General features: G+C 30.2%; 25 protein-coding genes. 8 read left to right on the top strand and 17 right to left on the bottom strand.

From position 1 onward, the window contains the following. Positions 1-130 precede the first annotated feature (130 nt). Together STK_RS11870 and STK_RS11865 are read left to right on the top strand one after the other, a co-directional pair. Positions 131-958 carry a deoxyribonuclease IV gene (locus tag STK_RS11870; RefSeq protein WP_052847020.1) on the top strand — a complete coding sequence of 276 codons (828 nt, stop codon included), beginning with the start codon at positions 131-133 and terminating at the stop codon, positions 956-958. Between the two features lie 5 nt (positions 959-963). Continuing rightward, the gene (locus STK_RS11865; RefSeq protein ID WP_010980227.1) at positions 964-1,644 is read left to right on the top strand and encodes a phosphoglycolate phosphatase; all 681 of its coding nucleotides are present in this window, start codon (positions 964-966) and stop codon (positions 1,642-1,644) included. Here STK_RS11865 and STK_RS11860 read toward each other — a convergent pair. From STK_RS11860 to cobT, 4 genes are read right to left on the bottom strand one after another with little or no spacing between them, the layout of a single operon-like run. Beyond that, positions 1,624-2,148 carry an METTL5 family protein gene (locus STK_RS11860; RefSeq protein WP_010980226.1) on the bottom strand — a complete coding sequence of 175 codons (525 nt, stop codon included), beginning with the start codon at positions 2,146-2,148 and terminating at the stop codon, positions 1,624-1,626. The genes STK_RS11865 and STK_RS11860 overlap by 21 nt on opposite strands. 59 nt (positions 2,149-2,207) lie before the next feature. Then, complete coding sequence (locus tag STK_RS11855; RefSeq protein ID WP_010980225.1) at positions 2,208-2,867, bottom strand: HAD family hydrolase; 660 nt, start codon at positions 2,865-2,867, stop codon at positions 2,208-2,210. After that, complete coding sequence (locus STK_RS11850; protein ID WP_010980224.1) at positions 2,864-3,178, bottom strand: transcriptional regulator; 315 nt, start codon at positions 3,176-3,178, stop codon at positions 2,864-2,866. Before STK_RS11850 ends, STK_RS11855 begins: the two co-directional genes overlap by 4 nt. After that, entirely contained in the window at positions 3,178-4,215 is a 1,038-nt protein-coding gene (gene cobT, locus STK_RS11845; protein WP_010980223.1) for a nicotinate mononucleotide-dependent phosphoribosyltransferase CobT, read from the bottom strand. The genes STK_RS11850 and cobT overlap by 1 nt, the downstream gene beginning before the upstream one ends. Positions 4,216-4,255: 40 nt before the next feature. Between cobT and STK_RS11840 the strand changes: the two genes are divergently transcribed. Next, positions 4,256-4,594: a hypothetical protein gene (locus tag STK_RS11840; protein ID WP_010980221.1), complete on the top strand. Its 339-nt coding sequence runs from the start codon at positions 4,256-4,258 to the stop codon at positions 4,592-4,594. Here STK_RS11840 and STK_RS11835 read toward each other — a convergent pair. The 6 genes from STK_RS11835 to STK_RS11810 form a co-directional block, all read right to left on the bottom strand. After that, a complete protein-coding gene (locus STK_RS11835) occupies positions 4,583-5,698 on the bottom strand; it encodes an aminotransferase class V-fold PLP-dependent enzyme (protein ID WP_010980220.1) in 1,116 nt (371 codons plus the stop codon). The genes STK_RS11840 and STK_RS11835 overlap by 12 nt on opposite strands. Then, the gene (locus STK_RS11830) at positions 5,685-7,382 is read right to left on the bottom strand and encodes an AMP-binding protein (protein WP_052847018.1); all 1,698 of its coding nucleotides are present in this window, start codon (positions 7,380-7,382) and stop codon (positions 5,685-5,687) included. The genes STK_RS11835 and STK_RS11830 overlap by 14 nt, the downstream gene beginning before the upstream one ends. Before the next feature lie 2 nt (positions 7,383-7,384). After that, a complete protein-coding gene (locus tag STK_RS11825) occupies positions 7,385-8,284 on the bottom strand; it encodes a hypothetical protein (RefSeq protein WP_010980218.1) in 900 nt (299 codons plus the stop codon). Positions 8,285-8,382: 98 nt separating this feature from the next. Further along, positions 8,383-8,871: an NOB1 family endonuclease gene (locus STK_RS11820; RefSeq protein WP_010980217.1), complete on the bottom strand. Its 489-nt coding sequence runs from the start codon at positions 8,869-8,871 to the stop codon at positions 8,383-8,385. Further along, a complete protein-coding gene (locus STK_RS11815) occupies positions 8,855-9,601 on the bottom strand; it encodes an NAD(+)/NADH kinase (RefSeq protein ID WP_010980216.1) in 747 nt (248 codons plus the stop codon). Before STK_RS11815 ends, STK_RS11820 begins: the two co-directional genes overlap by 17 nt. A gap of 14 nt (positions 9,602-9,615) precedes the next feature. Further along, positions 9,616-9,960, bottom strand: a complete 345-nt coding sequence (locus tag STK_RS11810) for a hypothetical protein (protein ID WP_010980214.1) — start codon at positions 9,958-9,960, stop codon at positions 9,616-9,618. Positions 9,961-10,031: 71 nt separating this feature from the next. Between STK_RS11810 and STK_RS11805 the strand changes: the two genes are divergently transcribed. Together STK_RS11805 and STK_RS11800 are read left to right on the top strand one after the other, a co-directional pair. After that, a complete protein-coding gene (locus STK_RS11805; RefSeq protein ID WP_052847017.1) occupies positions 10,032-11,030 on the top strand; it encodes an NAD(P)/FAD-dependent oxidoreductase in 999 nt (332 codons plus the stop codon). After that, on the top strand, positions 11,027-11,923 hold the full coding sequence (locus tag STK_RS11800) for a class I SAM-dependent methyltransferase (RefSeq protein ID WP_010980212.1): 897 nt from the start codon (positions 11,027-11,029) through the stop codon (positions 11,921-11,923). Before STK_RS11805 ends, STK_RS11800 begins: the two co-directional genes overlap by 4 nt. On the opposite strand, the gene STK_RS11795 is transcribed toward STK_RS11800, so the two are convergent. From STK_RS11795 to STK_RS15015, 3 genes are read right to left on the bottom strand one after another with little or no spacing between them, the layout of a single operon-like run. Beyond that, a complete protein-coding gene (locus STK_RS11795; RefSeq protein WP_010980211.1) occupies positions 11,846-12,334 on the bottom strand; it encodes a DUF371 domain-containing protein in 489 nt (162 codons plus the stop codon). The genes STK_RS11800 and STK_RS11795 overlap by 78 nt on opposite strands. Then, positions 12,321-12,602 carry a YhbY family RNA-binding protein gene (locus STK_RS11790; protein ID WP_010980210.1) on the bottom strand — a complete coding sequence of 94 codons (282 nt, stop codon included), beginning with the start codon at positions 12,600-12,602 and terminating at the stop codon, positions 12,321-12,323. The genes STK_RS11795 and STK_RS11790 overlap by 14 nt, the downstream gene beginning before the upstream one ends. Then, complete coding sequence (locus STK_RS15015; protein ID WP_010980209.1) at positions 12,541-12,867, bottom strand: ribonuclease P protein component 4; 327 nt, start codon at positions 12,865-12,867, stop codon at positions 12,541-12,543. The genes STK_RS11790 and STK_RS15015 overlap by 62 nt, the downstream gene beginning before the upstream one ends. Before the next feature lie 14 nt (positions 12,868-12,881). Here STK_RS15015 and STK_RS11785 point away from each other — a divergent pair, with 14 nt between their 5' ends. After that, positions 12,882-13,541: a 16S rRNA methyltransferase gene (locus STK_RS11785; protein ID WP_010980208.1), complete on the top strand. Its 660-nt coding sequence runs from the start codon at positions 12,882-12,884 to the stop codon at positions 13,539-13,541. Here STK_RS11785 and STK_RS11780 read toward each other — a convergent pair. Together STK_RS11780 and STK_RS15430 are read right to left on the bottom strand one after the other, a co-directional pair. Continuing rightward, positions 13,504-14,097, bottom strand: coding sequence for a hypothetical protein (locus STK_RS11780; protein ID WP_052846728.1), 594 nt, complete (start codon positions 14,095-14,097; stop codon positions 13,504-13,506). The genes STK_RS11785 and STK_RS11780 overlap by 38 nt on opposite strands. A 66-nt stretch (positions 14,098-14,163) precedes the next feature. After that, positions 14,164-14,319, bottom strand: coding sequence for a hypothetical protein (locus STK_RS15430; protein WP_168066337.1), 156 nt, complete (start codon positions 14,317-14,319; stop codon positions 14,164-14,166). Between the two features lie 120 nt (positions 14,320-14,439). On the opposite strand from STK_RS15430, the gene STK_RS11775 reads away from it, so the two are divergent. Next, the gene (locus STK_RS11775; RefSeq protein ID WP_010980206.1) at positions 14,440-15,144 is read left to right on the top strand and encodes a hypothetical protein; all 705 of its coding nucleotides are present in this window, start codon (positions 14,440-14,442) and stop codon (positions 15,142-15,144) included. Here STK_RS11775 and STK_RS11770 read toward each other — a convergent pair. Then, complete coding sequence (locus STK_RS11770; protein ID WP_010980205.1) at positions 15,137-16,003, bottom strand: menaquinone biosynthesis family protein; 867 nt, start codon at positions 16,001-16,003, stop codon at positions 15,137-15,139. The genes STK_RS11775 and STK_RS11770 overlap by 8 nt on opposite strands. Positions 16,004-16,016: 13 nt before the next feature. On the opposite strand from STK_RS11770, the gene yjjX reads away from it, so the two are divergent. Continuing rightward, on the top strand, positions 16,017-16,541 hold the full coding sequence (gene yjjX, locus STK_RS11765; protein ID WP_010980204.1) for an inosine/xanthosine triphosphatase: 525 nt from the start codon (positions 16,017-16,019) through the stop codon (positions 16,539-16,541). A gap of 259 nt (positions 16,542-16,800) precedes the next feature. Here the strand turns inward: yjjX and STK_RS11760 are convergent, their stop codons facing one another. Next, positions 16,801-17,439, bottom strand: a complete 639-nt coding sequence (locus STK_RS11760) for a hypothetical protein (RefSeq protein ID WP_052846727.1) — start codon at positions 17,437-17,439, stop codon at positions 16,801-16,803. Position 17,440 lies beyond the last annotated feature (1 nt).

Genomic DNA, 17,440 nt, shown 5'->3' with positions numbered 1-17,440 from the left:
AAAAATTTAATGATCTTAGTATTATATTTATTTTAGAAATATAAACAACAAAACTTTTACTTTATAAATACTAAGTTCCTTACTTTATATGGTAAAATCTTTAATAAACTTTACAACAAATCTAACAATTGTGCCTAAGATTTATCTAGGTCCAGCTGGAGTTCCTCATTCAGCTAAAAAGAGGAATACTATTGAGGGTATTAAGACAGTAAAAGAATTAGGTCTTAATGCTATGGAAGTCGAATTTGTTCAAGGAGTAAAAATGAGTCCAGAGAGTGCTGAAGAAGCTGGTAAAGTAGCATTGGAACTAGGTGTGAGGCTTTCTGTGCATGCTCCTTATTTTATAAATTTATGTTCTGAAGACAAAGAAAAAGTTGAAGCCTCGAAAAAAAGGATTCTTGATACTGCAGATAGAGCAGAAAGAATGAATGCTGATGCGATTGCTATTCATATTGCTTTTTATGGTAAAAAGAGCCCAGATGAATGTTATCAAATAGTAAAAGCTGAGTTGGGTGAGGTCGTCGATACTGCTAGGTCAATGGGAATTAAAAATGTTAAATTCGGTGTAGAAACTATGGCTAAAGAAACTGCCTTTGGTACGTTAGATGAGGTAATTTCAATTTCTAAGGAGATCAAAGGTGTTATACCATATATTGATTGGGCTCATACGTTTGCAAGACAAGGTGGCCAAATAGATTACGGGGAAATAATTGATAGACTTGTAAGAGAGCTAAATTTATCCCATATAAATTCTCACTTTGAATCTTTAGTATTTAGAAACGGCAAATATATAGATGAGCACTTACCAATAGATAATAATACACCGCCTTTTGAACCACTAGCAAAAGAAATTATGAAGAGAGATATATCAATAACTCTCATTTGTGAGAGCCCAGAATTAGAAAGAGATGCCTTAAAAATGAAGAAAGTGTTAGAAGATCTGGGGTATAAATTTTGAACATAATGGTTCTATCGGATTTTGATAGAACTTTATCAGATGAAAAAGATAATTTTATAATTAAACAAGAAGTGGTAGAAGTTGTTAATAAATTCTCAGCAAAATTTCTCTTTTTTGTAGTTACTGGCAGGGAGAGAAAATATATGGATATTTTAGCTAAAGGATTATTTCCAACTGGTTGGATAATAGAAAATGGTGGCATTATAATACTTAGAGATAAAGAAATCAAATTAGTAGATGAAAAATGGTATAAAATAAGAAAAAATCTGGCTAAAATACTAGATAAAAATGGTATAAAATACTCTTTAGGAGAGGTTATAATATATGTAAATTCTGCAATTGATTATAAAGATAAATTAGATAAAATAAATGAGGCAAAAATAGAGTGGAATAGGAGTGATGCAATGATTATGCCTAAAAATGTAAGTAAAGGAGAAGCTGTAAAAATTCTAAAAAGTATATTAAATTTTGAGGGAGTTACGATAGCAATAGGAGATAGTCAAAATGATATTTCATTATTTAGTGTTGCAGATATTAAAGTAGCCGTAGCTAATGCTTTGCCAGAAATAAAGGCCATATCTGATATTGTTCTAGATAAAGAGGATGGAATAGGAGTGATGCGTTTTTTGGAAAAAATATTAAATGATGGATCATACTTAGAAAAATTAATTGGATTTAGAAAATAAATATATATCAACTAGAAATTCATGAATTCTTTTCTTATGCCATGGATAATACGCGTTCATTTTGAACTTTTGTGTTAAGATGGTAACATTAAATCCTTTCTTATTCCCTAATCTATATATAAGTTCTCTTGATTTTTCATTAGATTTATGTATGCTATACACTGTTTTGGAAATATCTAATGCTTTAGATAAAAATAATAAGTCAGCTCCTTTATTTACTACCCCAAAGGGAGGGTTCTGTATAACTGTATCTGCTTTAATTTGCAAGTAGTTTATATCAGCGTTTATTACGTCCACGTTAAGCTCCTTCTCTTCAAAGAATTCTTTTGCTATCTTTAGGCTTTCTATATCAATGTCTATACATAAACAATAACCACCCAAAATAGAAATACCATAACATAATTTACCGGTACCACATCCCAGATCTGCAACTACTTTATTTTCTATATCTCCTCGTAAATATGCTGCCCAAATTATCTCAGAGGCTAAATAAGAAGGTGTCATATATTGTTCTAGATTATACTTTGGGTTAGGATGAGGAGGAACTTCTTCAAGTAAGATCTCTAATGATTTTTTATTAATCCTAGAAGTTGAAATAGATTTTTCACCTTATTAACTTTTAGATCTTCATAAAAATTAAACCTATCTAAAAGTACAGGAGATATACCAGCCCTTATGGCTCCTAAATAATCAATTTCATAGACATCCCCTACATGTAGTATCGGTTTTCCATGTTTTTCTATAGCTATTCTAAAAATTCTAGGATGTGGTTTCATTATACCATAATCACATGAAGCTATGATATCATCGAGATATTTATCTAATCCTAAATCGGATACAATTCTATAAACAGATCTAGTAGAATTAGTTATCATAACTATTTTAAAATTCTCATCTTTTAATTTCTTGAGAAAGGGTTCAGAGTCCTCGAATAATTCCCATTTATCTGATAATAGTGGAATATTTTTTAATTCTTCTAATAAGCATTTCCTTGGAGTAATATTCAGTTCTGATAAAAGTTCTTTATAATCTAATACACTTAGACCACCTAAAATAGGATCGGGAAAGTGGTCTTTTCCAAGTAACTTATATACTGTTCTGAATACCTTTTTCTCTGATACATTATATCCTTTTTTAACTAGAAAATAATATATGGGCTGATGAAATTTTGGTGAAAAGCTTACTAAGGTTTCTCCCATGTCAACAAATATGATTTTTCTCATTTTTTATCCCTGATTAGAAACTTAGGTGGTTCTATATTTTCACTTTTACATCTTGGGCATTTACTTGGTTTTTTAGGAATTTCTAAGTTAAAAATGTATCCGCAATCTCTGCAATAGGGTAAATATACGATTAGTTGATAGTCTTTATGTTTAGAGGACTTTGCAATGTGATATAAGTGTTCATACACTTCTTTCTCCTTTTGAATTCCTAAATTCTTTTTAATCTCCTTTGCGGTCAAAGGTCTTTCGGAATATTTAAGGAGCAATACTATTTTTTCTCTTATTGACAAAAAATCAAATTCAGTCTGCATTACATTAAATTAGTAGTTATTCTTTGATATATTTCTTCTACTTTCCCTAATATTTGTTCATTTGTAACACCCCTTTTCATAGCATAAATAGACGCTCCTCCAGCACCCACTCCTTCTTTGACAAAACCTTTTTCATAAACTTTTAGCCCCTCGAACTTGGAATTAGTAAAATCCAGCCATGCAGCTAAAATTGGAATTCCTACTGCCTTAGCTAAGCCTATTATATCAGAACTTCTATCGTTAATTATCCATTTAGTAGTTCCAATCGCAATGTCTTTAAGCTTATTTTTATTAAATTCTTTTATTATAGCGGCTGCTGCTGTCATCTGAGTACCTCCAGCTAGTAATATTTTTCCTTTAAATCCTAATGCTATACCAGAAACTCCTAAGAGCATAGGGTCAGAAAGTTTAGCTAATTTTCCCATTAAATCACTGGGAAGATCTTTTATTGCTTCATAAACTATTTTTTTCTTAAGTTCTTTTGGATTTTCCGGTGATGCTGAACTAACTTTATCAAGAGCATCATAACCTAAACCGACTAACACAGCCATGGCAGTTGTTGTTCCGGCGGGTATTGATTCACCTATAATAAGGAAGTCGAAAGAATTTGAGAATTCTTCACCAAGGCTTACACCATTATTTAATATTCTTTCTGCAACTTCCTTTCTTAAACTACCCTTTCTAATGTCACCTCCTGGTTCTCCTCCTAAATCGATTAATGGTAAATTTGGTTTAATTCTACTACCGGCATTTACCACTAATCTAGGTATTTTTACAAATTCTAATGAAGCCCTAGTTATGATAGCTGGTGTAGGAATTCCATTTGGCGTAACTGGAACAGTATTTATAACTGAGCATTTACCCTTAATTAAAAATTCAGCATCTGCAGCAGGTGTAAAATGTGTTAATTCCGGTGTGGCACCAGCTACTGTTAATCCGGGGATTAAGCTTATGTCTGTAGTTGCTATGACCAAAATATATAAAGACCTTGAATTTTCTGGAATATCAAATTCCCCGTTAAAAATTTTAACTGACATGTCAACAAACTTTTCTTTTAAAAATTTTTAATACTTTATCGTGTTTTGGGATAACTATAGACTTATTGAGTTAGGAACAAAAGTAAGCCTAGAAGAATTCATAAATAATAAGGAATTAAAGGAAAAAGTTAAGAGAGGGATAAGAGGTTTATATGAAGACGTAATTAATGAAGTAGAAAGGTGCATAGGTAAAAGAGATGAGGAAGCAATTTGGGATCTAGCAAAATCTGGTAAGATAAGTCCTAATAATATCCAAGAATTTTTAGATATAATTTATATAGCTAAAAACATTGATAAGATAGATGATATAATACTTTATGGAATGCTAGTTAGGATTATGGAAGATTTAGAAGAATTATATATTAACTTAAAATGCTAGTTTTCTAATTTCATCTATGGCAATTTTCACTTCGTCCTCTAGATTATAGAAATGAGTAGAAATTCTTACCCCATTACCTCTAGGTGATACTACAATTTTCTTCTCTAGTAATCTTCTTGATAATTCTTTTGGATTATTTGTTTTTATTATAACTATTCCAGCTTTTTTATTTTTCGGGGTTATAACTTCTAATCCTTGCTCTTCTGCGTACTTTATTACAAAATCCGTTAGATTTTGAATTCTTGGGTATATTTCATCCTTATGTTGTGATACGATTTCACATGACTTCGCTAAGGCTATATTAGCTGCTACATCTATTGTACCAATCTCAAATCTTCTAGGTCCTTTTTCTAACATAAAATTCTCCGAGTTAAAATCAAGATAATTAGAAGATGATCTCCATCCATAAAATGGCGGATCTTCTATCAAACCCTTTTTTACATACATAAACCCAGAACCTTGAGGACTCATTAACCATTTATATCCACCGGCAACTGCAAAATCTATGTCAAAATCTTTTACGTTTACTTCTGTTGCTCCTGCGCTTTGAATAATATCAACTAATGTGTATGCACCTACGGACTTAGCTTCTTTAGAAATTTTCTTTATGTCTAATTTTACTCCAGTATTAAAACTAACATGACTTATAGCTATTAATCTAGTTTTTTTACTTATACTAGAAAGTAAATCATCTTCAAAATTTTCTAGTCTGGGTTTTACTATTACTATCTTTATATTTTTCTTTTTAAGTTTAAAAAATGGATACGTAACTGCAGGAAATTCTAGACTATCAGTAACTATTTCGTCACCTTCATTAAGATCTAAACCGTGAGCTATAATATTTATTCCAAAACTAGTATTTGGTATAAAAGATATTGTATCTGGTTCTGCATTTATTAATTTCCCAACCTTTTCTCTAAGGTGATAAAAGTCATCATTTTCCTCATCATTTACAGGTAAGGAACCGTATCTTGAAATATCTAACAAATATCTCAAGCTTTCATATAATATAGGTAAAGGTATAGGAGATATTGCAGCATGATTTAAATAAACGTATTCTTTTGTCACTGGTACTAAATTTCTAAAGTCTTCATGAAATTTCATCCTTAATCTCCTTTACGACTTCTGGGTCTTCAAGTATTGAAGCATCAATTTCCTTATTTAAAAGTATATCTCTTAAAATTCTTCTTACAGTCTTGCCACTTCTAGATTTAGGTAACTTTTCTACGACATAAACATCATGAATAATATAAATTGGTCCTAATGCATCAAGAACTTTTCTTTTAATTTCCTCTTTATCTACTTTTCCAACTACAAAGATTGCCAGCTTTTCACCTCTAATTTCGTCTGGAATACCTACTACTGCTACATCTTTCACTCCATCAATACTAGCTATTATACTTTCAACTTCTCCACTTGTAATTCTATGCCCTGCAACTTTAATCATATCGTCTGCTCTTCCTACTATCTTTATATAAGTTCCATCAAATATTGCTAAATCTCCGGTATCATGGAAACCAAATTTCTCAAAATATTCTGTAAATTTCTTTTCATTATTTAATATTCCTATAAATTGAGTTGGAAAAGGAGTTTTTGCAACTAGATAGCCAGGTTTGTTTCTCACTGCCTTCCCCTCATCATCCAATGTATCTAAGACTATACCAGGAAAAGGTACACCTGCATATCCTATCTTCGGTTTTATGCTCTCTAGTGAATAAGGTATTCCTACTACATAGCCCAATTCGCTTTGTCCATATACATCAGTAACTTTATCTGCAATTTCTAATGCATAATTCCAGCTTTTTTCATCAAATATCTCTCCTGCAGTAGCAATATATTCTACTCTTGGAAGTTTTATATCATATTTCATCAACAATCTTATTAAAGTGGGAGAAGTGAATAGTACTTTGGGTTGCTCTTCTTCAATTATTTTAACTAATCTATCTTTAGGATAATCTGGAGCTCCTTCCATAAATATAAAAGTAGAACCATGAAGTAAAGTACCATACATTATTCTAGAGAAAGTTATCCAGCCGACATCTGTAGTAGTTAGGACCTTATCACCAGGTTTTAGTCCAAAAAGTAAATCAAATACTGTATAATCTCCTACCATCCACGCACCATGAGGCAAAATTACTCCTTTAGGCTTACCCGTAGTACCAGAAGTGTACATCACTTTTAATGGTTCATTAGCTTCTATTTCTTCCACTTTTACTTCATCGCTATCTAAAAGTTTGCGGATTTCATCTTCATCATTTCTTTCAAAATTAATATCCCCTTCTATTAATAGGGGTATTTCTTTTCCTCTCCTAAAGGTCTTTCTTGATGATATGACAAGGTCTGGATTAAAATCATTAAGCCTAGATTTTATAGCCTCAATACCTAGTCCAGCAAAGATAAGGGTATAAATAGCACCAATTTTAGCTGTTCCTAAAATTGAGGCCAATGTTAGTATAGAATTGGGTGAATAAATAGCAATCCTCATACCTTTTTTAATTCCCCTCTTTTTAAGTAAGTTTGCAATAGAGTTACTTAGCCTATTTAGTTCATCATATGTTATTTCTATTCTTTTTCCGTCTTCTCCATACCAAATTAGTGCCTTGCCTTGATGTGTATTGACGGAATTATAGGCTATATTAGTTTTACCATTAACAAACCATTTTGCGATGTATTTGTCCCTTATTATAACACTATTCCACTTAGAAAACCATTCTAATTTATTAGCAAAAGAACTCCAATATTTTTCTGGGTTTTCTATTGAATATTGATAAAGAGTGAAATAATCCATATCTATTCTACTACTAGTTTTGGCATAACCCATTTATTAGATTTAAATATTTCATAAGGAATACTGAAACCATGGGCAAATGTTAGTTCTGCAGTTGAGATTATAATGTCTTGGTCTTTCAATTCAGTAGTTAGTTTAGTTAATGCGTTTTTATTAACGTGATATTGAGATATATAAGTGCCATTATCAAGTTCTACAACCCATAATAAGTAAGGAGAATCATAAAAATAGTCACCTTTTGTAGTTACTAAATAATTTGTGTCTCCAAGAGTATACATGAATCCTTTAACAAATTTCTTAATGTGCTTAAAATGAACTAAGTCATGATAAAAATGGAAAGTATAGGGATTCGTTTGAATATTTACAATTAACTCCACATCTTTTTTATCAAGATTCAGTAAAGATTCTGAAGCATAAGAGATATATACTTCTTTTTCATTACATTTCCAGATATTATTGTTAAAATCGTAACATTCTTCATTATTTATAAACCTATAATATTTGCGAATATAAGAAATTTCACAGATAGAAGAAGTTTCTTCTAGAACATTTATGAGTTTACTCCTATAATTTAAATAATTTTCATAATTTGTGTAAAACATTAGAAGAAATTTATTATCTTCAAGGTCTCCTCTAAACAAACTTGTCAAAGGCCCCATTAGTTGTTTTGCTGTATCGTATTTTAAAGAAGTTTTGTTACACCATATTGCCCCTTTATTTAATCCCATCTTTTCAGTTTCTATTAAGGGGAAAATTGATAATTTATCTTGTAAAAGTAATTTTTTATATATTTTAGTAATAATGGGGAAAGGAACATTTGATAAGCCTGATAAAATTCTTAAATTTCCGCCTATTCTCTTTATAAACCGTATAAGATGGATTTTTAAATTATTCTCATCCATATGTTAATGATTTCTTAATATAGGTATATTAATTTTAATAGAAATTATCAAAATCTATCTATATAATTTCTAAAATCCAGAATTAAAATAGAAAAATATCATTCATTATAACTAACTACTATTATTGTATTTCCACAATATGGGCACGAAGAATAGGATCTACTGAATGTTTTTCCGCACGCTTTGCATGTAAATTTGTATTTCTTTCTATTTCTAATTCTAATATTTAATTTTACAGATTTAAATTCTATACCAAGATTTAATAATAAATTTTGTAGTGTTAAATCATCTGTGAAAACTATACTAGGTCTTAGTTCATATGCAAGTGCCGCTATGCTTAAATCTGTTTTTGAGAGATTATAAGCAGAAATCTTTTCTGCAATTTTCTTTGTCTTTTTCAAGGTATTCTCTTCTGGTTCCATAATAATTATTTTTCCAGCCATAATTGCAAGGTCTAATAATTCTCTAGATTTTTTATCTTTTATCTCATTTATAACAAGACTATTGGTGTATATTTTTTCATAGTAGTTTTGCAGACCAGCTAAAAATGCCCCAGTATCAAAAACAATTTTATGTGAATAGTCCATCAAATTCAATTAAGTTAAAAAACCTTAATATTTTTGCTTTTCTTTTAGAGAGAGTTATAGTTAATTCCTCGTCTTCTTTACTTATTAAATTTCCTACAATTTCTCCGTCACTAATAACTCTGACATTTTGTGTTCTTCCTTTATCTTCCAATTTCACAAGTATTGTCTCTGTCTGAGGGATTATTAGAGCTTTTATGTTTGGAATAATAGGGTTTATGAACGTTATTTCAATTCCATTAATATCTTTATGGAGTAAGACTCTAGTTGCTGAATAGCTCCATGCCCAACTACCTTGTGGTGTAGCTATAAGTACTCCATCTCCTTCAAAGAGAATTTTTCTTTCTTTTATATTAACACTACCATATACTGTCTCCGGGTTGTTGAATAAAATAGCTATTTCATTAAAAGCAATTGTGTTTATATTTTTGCTTTTAGCCTCAAGCATAGGATATTCTTCTATTGTATATTTATTTTTCTGTAATAGTTCAAGAGCTTCTTTAATGTTTTCTGGTCTTATATCTAGTAAGGCTGAGCGACGTCCAAATTTCACTCCTAAGATTGGTATGCCATCTTTTACTGCTCTTAATAAGGTTCCATCGCCACCTATTACTAAAACCACATCTGGGTCATTTTCAGTTATCTTAAAACCCAAGTTTTCAGCCAAATTTTTAACGTATTTACTAAACTCAATTGCGTCAGGGGAGTTTTTAGTAAATATTTTCAATTTCATTAAATTATTCTCCTCTATTCTGTTAAAATAGTTACAGATAAGGTAAATATTTTACTTTCATTAATTAGTTCTATTTCCCCAATATAGTTCAATAATCTTATTTTATATATCTTCTGTTTTATACCATTATATTTTATAGTTAACCAAGGGTTAACTCCAGATACTATAATAGTTGCTTTGCCATGAAGTTTAATCTTAAGTTTTTCATTGGGCTTTAGAATTATGTTTTCTTGCTTAGCGTCATTCCCAACATATTCTATTCCTACTCTTATGATTTTTCTATAGTATCTAAACCACATATTTATTAATAAAATAAAACCAAGGAAATAAATTGTAATGATAAATACATCAATACTCATTTTTTGTCCTATATAAACATAAACATTAAGGTTTAAATAGTATAAGCAAAAGGAGATTATTGGGGATTATTTTGACAGAATACGATATGGTAGTGATAGGAGGAGGTCCAGTAGGTCTGTATGCAACTTTTTATGCAGGATTAAGAGATATGAAAGCATTACTTATTGATGCACAAGATGAGTTGGGAGGACAACTCGTTACATTGTATCCAGAAAAAATGGTATATGATGTAGGTGGCTTCCCTGGAATTTTAGCATATGAGTTAGCACAACAGTTGGTCGAGCAAGCAAAAATGTTCTCGCCAGATATTAGAATTAAAGAATGGGCAGATATGATTGAACGAACGCAAGATAACATGTGGGTTGTTAAAACAGACAAAGGTAATTCTTTCAAGACTAAAACAATTCTTATAGCTGCCGGTATAGGTAAAATGACTCCATCAAGATTAGGAGCTAAAGGCGAAGTAGAATATGAAAATAAGGGAGTATACTACACTGTAAGAAGAAAGAAAGATTTTGAAGGAAAAAGAGTTTTAATTGTAGGAGGGGGAGATTCAGCTGTAGATTGGGCATTGACTTTAGCCCCTGTAGCCAAATCAGTAACATTGATTCATAGAAGAGACCAGTTTAGGGCTCATGAAAGAAGTGTAAAGCAGTTATATCAAGTAGCAACAGTTTATACGTGGCATGAATTGAAAGAAGTTAGAGGAGACGGAAATAGAGTAACGCAAGCTGTAATATTTGATAATAGGACCAAGGACGAGAAAATATTAGATGTAGATGCTGTAATAATCAGTATTGGCTTCAAAGGAGATTTAGGAAATATGCCAAAGTGGGGTGTAAATATGAAGGGAAGGGATATTATAGTTAATGCTAAAATGGAAACTAACTTACCTGGAGTTTATGCTGCTGGTGATATTGCTTCACAAGAAGGTGCACCAAAATTAGCATTAATAGCAGTCGGATTTGGGCAAGCTGCTATTGCTGTAAGTGTCGCAAAGAAATATATTGATCCAAATGCTTCATTATTTGCTGGCCATAGTTCTGAAATGGATAAGTTCAAAAAATGATATGCATAAAGGTAGAAAAAAATAGGGCAATAGATGTTATAAGTAATTTTATATCAGATATTTTTTCAATTTTTACAGATGGAAAATATATCTACATAGAAGTAAATTCCAATAAAAAAATAGAAAAATATGAAGTTGTAGATTGTTCAAAAATTAAAAAGAGAACACCCAGACTAAGTGATTTAATACCGGGAGTTAGAAGTTTTTATCTTATTGGTGATATTTTATTAATTTCGCCTAAAAAAGAGGTAGATACAAATCTATTAAGTCAAATAATACTTAAAATAAATCCTAAAGTAAAAACGATATTTATAAGAAAAAAAGTAGAAGGAGAGCTAAGAATAAATGAGCTGAAGTTTATTGGGGGCGAATATAAAACAACTACTATATATAGAGAAAATAATATAAATTTCTTTATTGATATTGCTAAAGTTTATGTAAATCCTAGTTTAGCGAATGAGAGATTAGAATTATCTAAAGAAATAGAGTGTAATAAATATATTTTAGACGCATTTTGTGGATATGGTGCATTTACCCTTTATTTACTTTTAAAATGTTATTACATTGTAGCTGGAGATTTAAATATTGACGGTCTTTATATGCTAAAGAAATCTTTAAGCCTTAATAAGTTACGTGGTTATGTTGATATTGTACAATATGATGCATCCTTTCTTCCCTTTAGAGATAAAGCTTTCAATGTTATAGTTGCTGATAATCCTACTATGATTGTTAATTTCAGAGAAGAGTTATGTAGAATTGGAGATGAAATAATATTCTATGTTTTAGCAAAAAATGAAAAAGAAGCAAAAGAGAAACTAGGTGGGGATAGATGGATTCCAGTTAATGACTATTCTAAGGATCTGAGAATCTTCAAGGGGAAGGTCAGATGCTAAAATATAAGTCACTAATTCAGCTTTATTTTCTTTAAGTTCTTTGATTATTTCCCTTTTTATATCCTTAGCTGATTTATCCGCTTTAATCATAATTGTTGAGTTATCTGCTGTATAATTGGATTTTCTAATAATTATTTTGTTTGGATTTTCTAAAGTTAAATTTTCATTACCATAACCATGTATAATGTCAATCATATCATTTACCTTTATAATCACATATACATATCCACCCTTCTTTATCAATTGTTTTACTTCTGGGGAAAGATCATATGCTCCTTTATTAGCATTTATTCCAATAATACAATCTCCTTTAGGAGTCAGATAATTATCTTTTGTAATTTCTAGTGTACTTCTATGGGTAGCTTTTACGTTATTATGTCCATATGCTTTAACAATATCAATTGCTATCATTTTCTTTCGCTAAAATAAATGTAAATCCTCTTACTTCAATAAGTTTTGCCTCAGTAAGTTCAGCAATTTTTCTTGCAAACTCTTTTCTATTTTCTACTTCTATTCCTATTTTTATCTTAACTACTTTATGTTCCTTTAGCCGTCTTTTTATTTCATTTATAATTTCTTCTGTTACTCCTTTTTTGCCTATTCTTACATCTGCATGACTAGCTTTTGCTTTTTTTATTAGTTGTTTTATACTGTAATTTGTATCTTCTTGTCCATCCACAATATAAACATGTTCTTACTAAGACTTTATTTTTTATTCTTCTTCTTTCAGTGATTCCGATGATAAGGGGAGTAAAACATTTTCTACAAAATAGTCTTTTGTACTCTATTGGTATTTTAAACTTTAATTTCCTTGAATAAAGTAGTGCAAGCTTTATATACATTCTTGCGAGCTCTATATTATTATTTTTAGCAAGCTCAATTGCGAGTCTTATGAGCTGTAATGATCTCTTTTTATACATCTTCACATTTTTTACTCTGACCATTATTGACTAGTAGTGTGAAAATCAACCTTATATTACTTGACTCATCCCTAGAGCTAGTTCCAAAAGAAATAGCTTCTCATCCAGCTGTAATTAGAAATGCAAGGAAAAGGAATAAAAAGCCAGAACATACAATTTTAGACATTTCGTTACATTATCATGCAATGAAAAACCTTCCAAATTGGCGGAAGAGAGGCAGACCAGACATTGTACATTTAGCGCTTTTAATGTTTCTCACAGAGAAAGTTCCGATAAAGGGAGAAGTTTATATTCATACGATAGATGGTAAAATTATATACGTAAATAGTGATATGAGACCTCCTAAGAATTACAATAGATTTATTGGACTAGCTGAACAGCTTTTGTTGCATGGTCAAGTTCCAATAAATGATGCAAATCCTTTAATGAAAATATTAAACATTAAACTAACTGATCTAAAGAGTAAGTATAAAATAGGTGTATTAAGTGAAGATGGTAAAAAAGTAAAACCAGAGGAGTTATGCAATTTAGGAGAAAATTGGTTACTTGGCGTTGGTGCTTTTCCTCATGGTGATTTTTCGGAGGAAATTAAAGGTGTTGCAGATGAGTATTTTTCTATAAGTAATTATAAACTGGAAACTCACCAAGTTATATGCAGGATTATTTCTGCCTGTCTTCAACAGTTAGGTTGGCCTTAGCTTTGACTAGTATAATTCCTCCTGGTGAAGGTGTCATTGATAAAATATTAAATCCATATTCTTCTAAAATTTTTTTAAGTATATGAGCTGCACATGTTGTGGATTCTAATCCAAATCCAGTACCAGTAATTCTAAAATCTATTGTATCACCATTTTGTTTTACTGAAATGTCTTTAATGGGTAACATCTCTTTAATTTTATCATAAATATCTAGTAGCTCACTTATAGTTGATGCTTTAGTTTTTAAATATGAAGCTACTTGCATTCCTGTGGTTTCACAAATTTCTATGGCCTTCTTTTGATCACTATCATAAGCCATTTTTATTAAATTTTCTAAGTACCATACAGTAACAGGAACAATCTCTAAGTCTCTAATTATTCTATAATATTCTACGAGGGATATTAAAGTTTCAGAATCGCCACCTTCTTTTAATATTTCTGCAACGGCTTTTAGTGCCAAATTAGTTATTGCATATAACGTATAACCTTTTTTCTTAGCTTCTTGTTCCAGCTCGTCTAATATATCTGAGTCAGCTGCTATATTAACTCTTGGCAAATTTACACCACAAAATACTATTAAAAAATGAATGTTAAATAGCTTATCTTTCCTACTTTATAAAAATTAGTGATGTGGTGAGAAGGCTATTATATCAAATATTACGAAAAGGATCAATAGGATAACAAATACTCCAAGATACCAATTATCATACTTAAATAAGGCTTTAATAAGATCGCCGAAAGAATTTATTTCATATTCTTCACTCTTCTTTTCAGCCATAATTTCACCTTAAAAATACTTAATTTTATCATTAATAAATTTATTGTCCAATATCTTATAAAAACTTCATTAAAGTATGTGATATAATGAAATTTATAATTCTCAAGGTAATATAAATCTGTGGACTTTGCTGAGATAGTAAGATTACTTAGAGTAATAGGGCCTAATATAAGATTATTATCAAAATTATCTAAAATAGAAGAGAGTGTATTATACGATTTTCTTAGTAAGATTCAAAGTCTTAAGTTTACTCCCATCACTAAGATATCAACTTTATCTATATGTGAAAAAGGAATAATCAGAAGAAGTATAAAAAATAATAAAGGCTTAGCATTAGAAGGAGACTTCGAAGTAAAGGAAATTAGAAATTATTCTGGAATACCTACTATGTATAATTTTTTACTTGATGAATGGGATCTTTCACTAGAAGTTAAGTCTGATTATGTTTCAGTTTATCCTCACGAGTTTGATAAGATAGAAATAATTTCGTCGCTAAAATCCTTATCACTCAAAGAGCCATTATTAAGTATGATAAGAGCTTCTTCAATTAAAGGTTTTATAGTAGACTATGGAAAAAGAGATTTTTATATTGATGTTCTAACTTTTGATACTGATATAGTAGATTCACTTCAATACATTCCTTTTATCAGAATAGGGTTTTTGTTAAAGGATTCTGAAGATTTACCATTTTATTTAATTGAATTATTTGTTCCAGAGAAATATCTTACGTTTACTATTAAGATCATAAGATATATTTGTGAGACAAAAAAGTGTCAAATACTAATAGCAACTGATAACTTCTGGTCTTCAAAAAAGATTATATGATATCAATTTTCTTTACTTTAGGTAATATTCCTCTATCTGCTGTTAAATTATAGAATATTTCCATACCTCTTTTTACATCTTCTAATGGTACATTATATTCCTGTATATCAGCCCAGATAGTTTTTCTTATAATTTCCTCATCAATGTTCTCTTTATGTGCTTCTTTCATTATTTCAGCATCTTTTCTTATAATTTCATCAATATGTTTCTCAGCATACTTCTTACTTTTTTCATAAACCTCCTTGAATTTAAGAGCAATATCCTTTCCTAAGTCTTTATTAATCACCACTGTTCCTAAAGGCATAGGAACGTTTCCTGCCAAGTTCTTCCATAAGTCCCACATACTAGTTACTCTATTAACTTTTATTCCAAGTTTTTCTAAAGCATACATCATTTTTATCTCATGTACTGCAACTAATGCATCCCCTTCTTTTCCTAAGGCTTTTATCTCATCTAACACTTTCTTTACAATGACTAGTTTATTATACTTTCCTATCAAGAGTTTGTAAAGTGTAAATGCTGTAGTATTATGACCATGTACAATAATTCTTGACTTCTTTAAATCTTCAATTGATAGAGGAGTAAGTGATATTACAGGCATTCCAGTTATACCATCTATGGCAGAGGCAATTGCATTTCCTAGAATATAATAATCGTCTTGTATATATGGATACATAGCTGCTGAAGGTACTGCTACATCAACTTCCTTCTTTAATACCTTTTCATTAGTATCTTGGACCGTTGTAATTATCTCAAATTCTAAATTAAAACCTTCAGGTTTTATTATTCCCTCAATTAATGGTATAAATGGATATAGATCTCCAGAATCAGCTAATGGGCCAACTTTTATTGTTACCATATTCCTTTCTTATATGTGGATAATAAAAATGTTTGTCGCAATAGGTTCCACAAACAAAGCTAAAGTTGAGGCTGTAAAGGAAGCTTTAAAGATTATAGGCCTTAATGCTGACGTAATAAGCGTAAATGTTGAATCTGGAGTTTCTTCTCAACCTTTTTGCCATGAGACTTTTGTTGGTGCTAAAAATAGGGCTTATAATGCTTTAAACGCAACAAATGCAGATATAGGAATAGGAATCGAAGGAGGTATTTGTTATTATGAAAATAAATACTTAGCATTTGCTGTGGTTTATGCTGCGAATAAAGAAGGATTAGAAAATTTTTCTTTTTCAATGGCATTTTCTCTTCCGTATAGTATGGTTAAACATATTCTTGAAGGTAGAGAATTAGGAGAAGCTACAGATTTAATTTTTTCAACTAAGGATAGCAAACAACATGAAGGTGCAATAGGATATTTAACTAAAGTGATTACAAGAAAAGAACTTTATATTCAACCAGTAATAGCTGCACTTTACCCATTCTATAATAAAATAGAATAGCTACAATCTTGCGCAAAGAAAGTTTTGTTTCTAATAAAAGTTACTTTATGTTTATAATCCTTCTAAATATCTTTAATAATGTCATTTAGTGAAGCTTCTCTTTACTTAGGAGTACTATGAAAGTACTTAGTAATATGTTCTTTAATAGGATTAACAGCTATTCAAGGAATTATGAATCATATTTTAAATGGAAATTTACTGATTACTAAATTTGTGAAATGATAATATATTGAAAATAAATACTCATATTCTTTATGTATTATCTTCCTACTAATCCTAAGAATAATTTCCCTATCTCAGGCAATTTTACAGTATCATGCTCATTCGGTCTTGGTACTGAAGCTAGATATATTCCGTATTGTTCTCTAATACCATTTTCTTTTGGTTCACCATAAGGAGAGAAAAGTATGAAATCCTCTACTTTATTAATTACTTCTTTAACGAATCCATCTATAATCTTATATATTTCACATTTACTTTCCTTTCCATCATTAAGTAATATTCTATCTATTGCATTTACACTAACAATAACTGGATAATCATCAATATACTCAAAGATAGCCTTCTTTACTTTTTCTATTTCTTCGCTAGTAGATAATGAATTATTATAAGGTAAATTTACTTCTCCATAAGTAGGATTAGTTATCGGTATATTAATTAAAACTGAATTGGTTAACTTAGCTAATTTTAATTCTGGTACATTAGTGAGAAATTGGTCAGTTTTTACGTACTCCATTTGGAGTATTGATAGCCACGCTGGAGTAGGATGATAATTTAACTCTTTATTAACTACAACTCCTCTAAATGTACTACTAAAGAGCATCATTAAAAATCTAGGATTACATTTCATAAAACTAGAATAACTTAGTCCTGGAATACCAAGAAGAATTGGTTTCAAT

Source organism: Sulfurisphaera tokodaii str. 7 (genome assembly GCF_000011205.1).
GTDB classification, from domain to species: Archaea; Thermoproteota; Thermoprotei_A; order Sulfolobales; family Sulfolobaceae; genus Sulfurisphaera; species Sulfurisphaera tokodaii.
The sequence above is the reverse complement of the archived record's forward strand: the minus strand, read 5'-3'. Positions and strand labels throughout refer to the sequence as shown.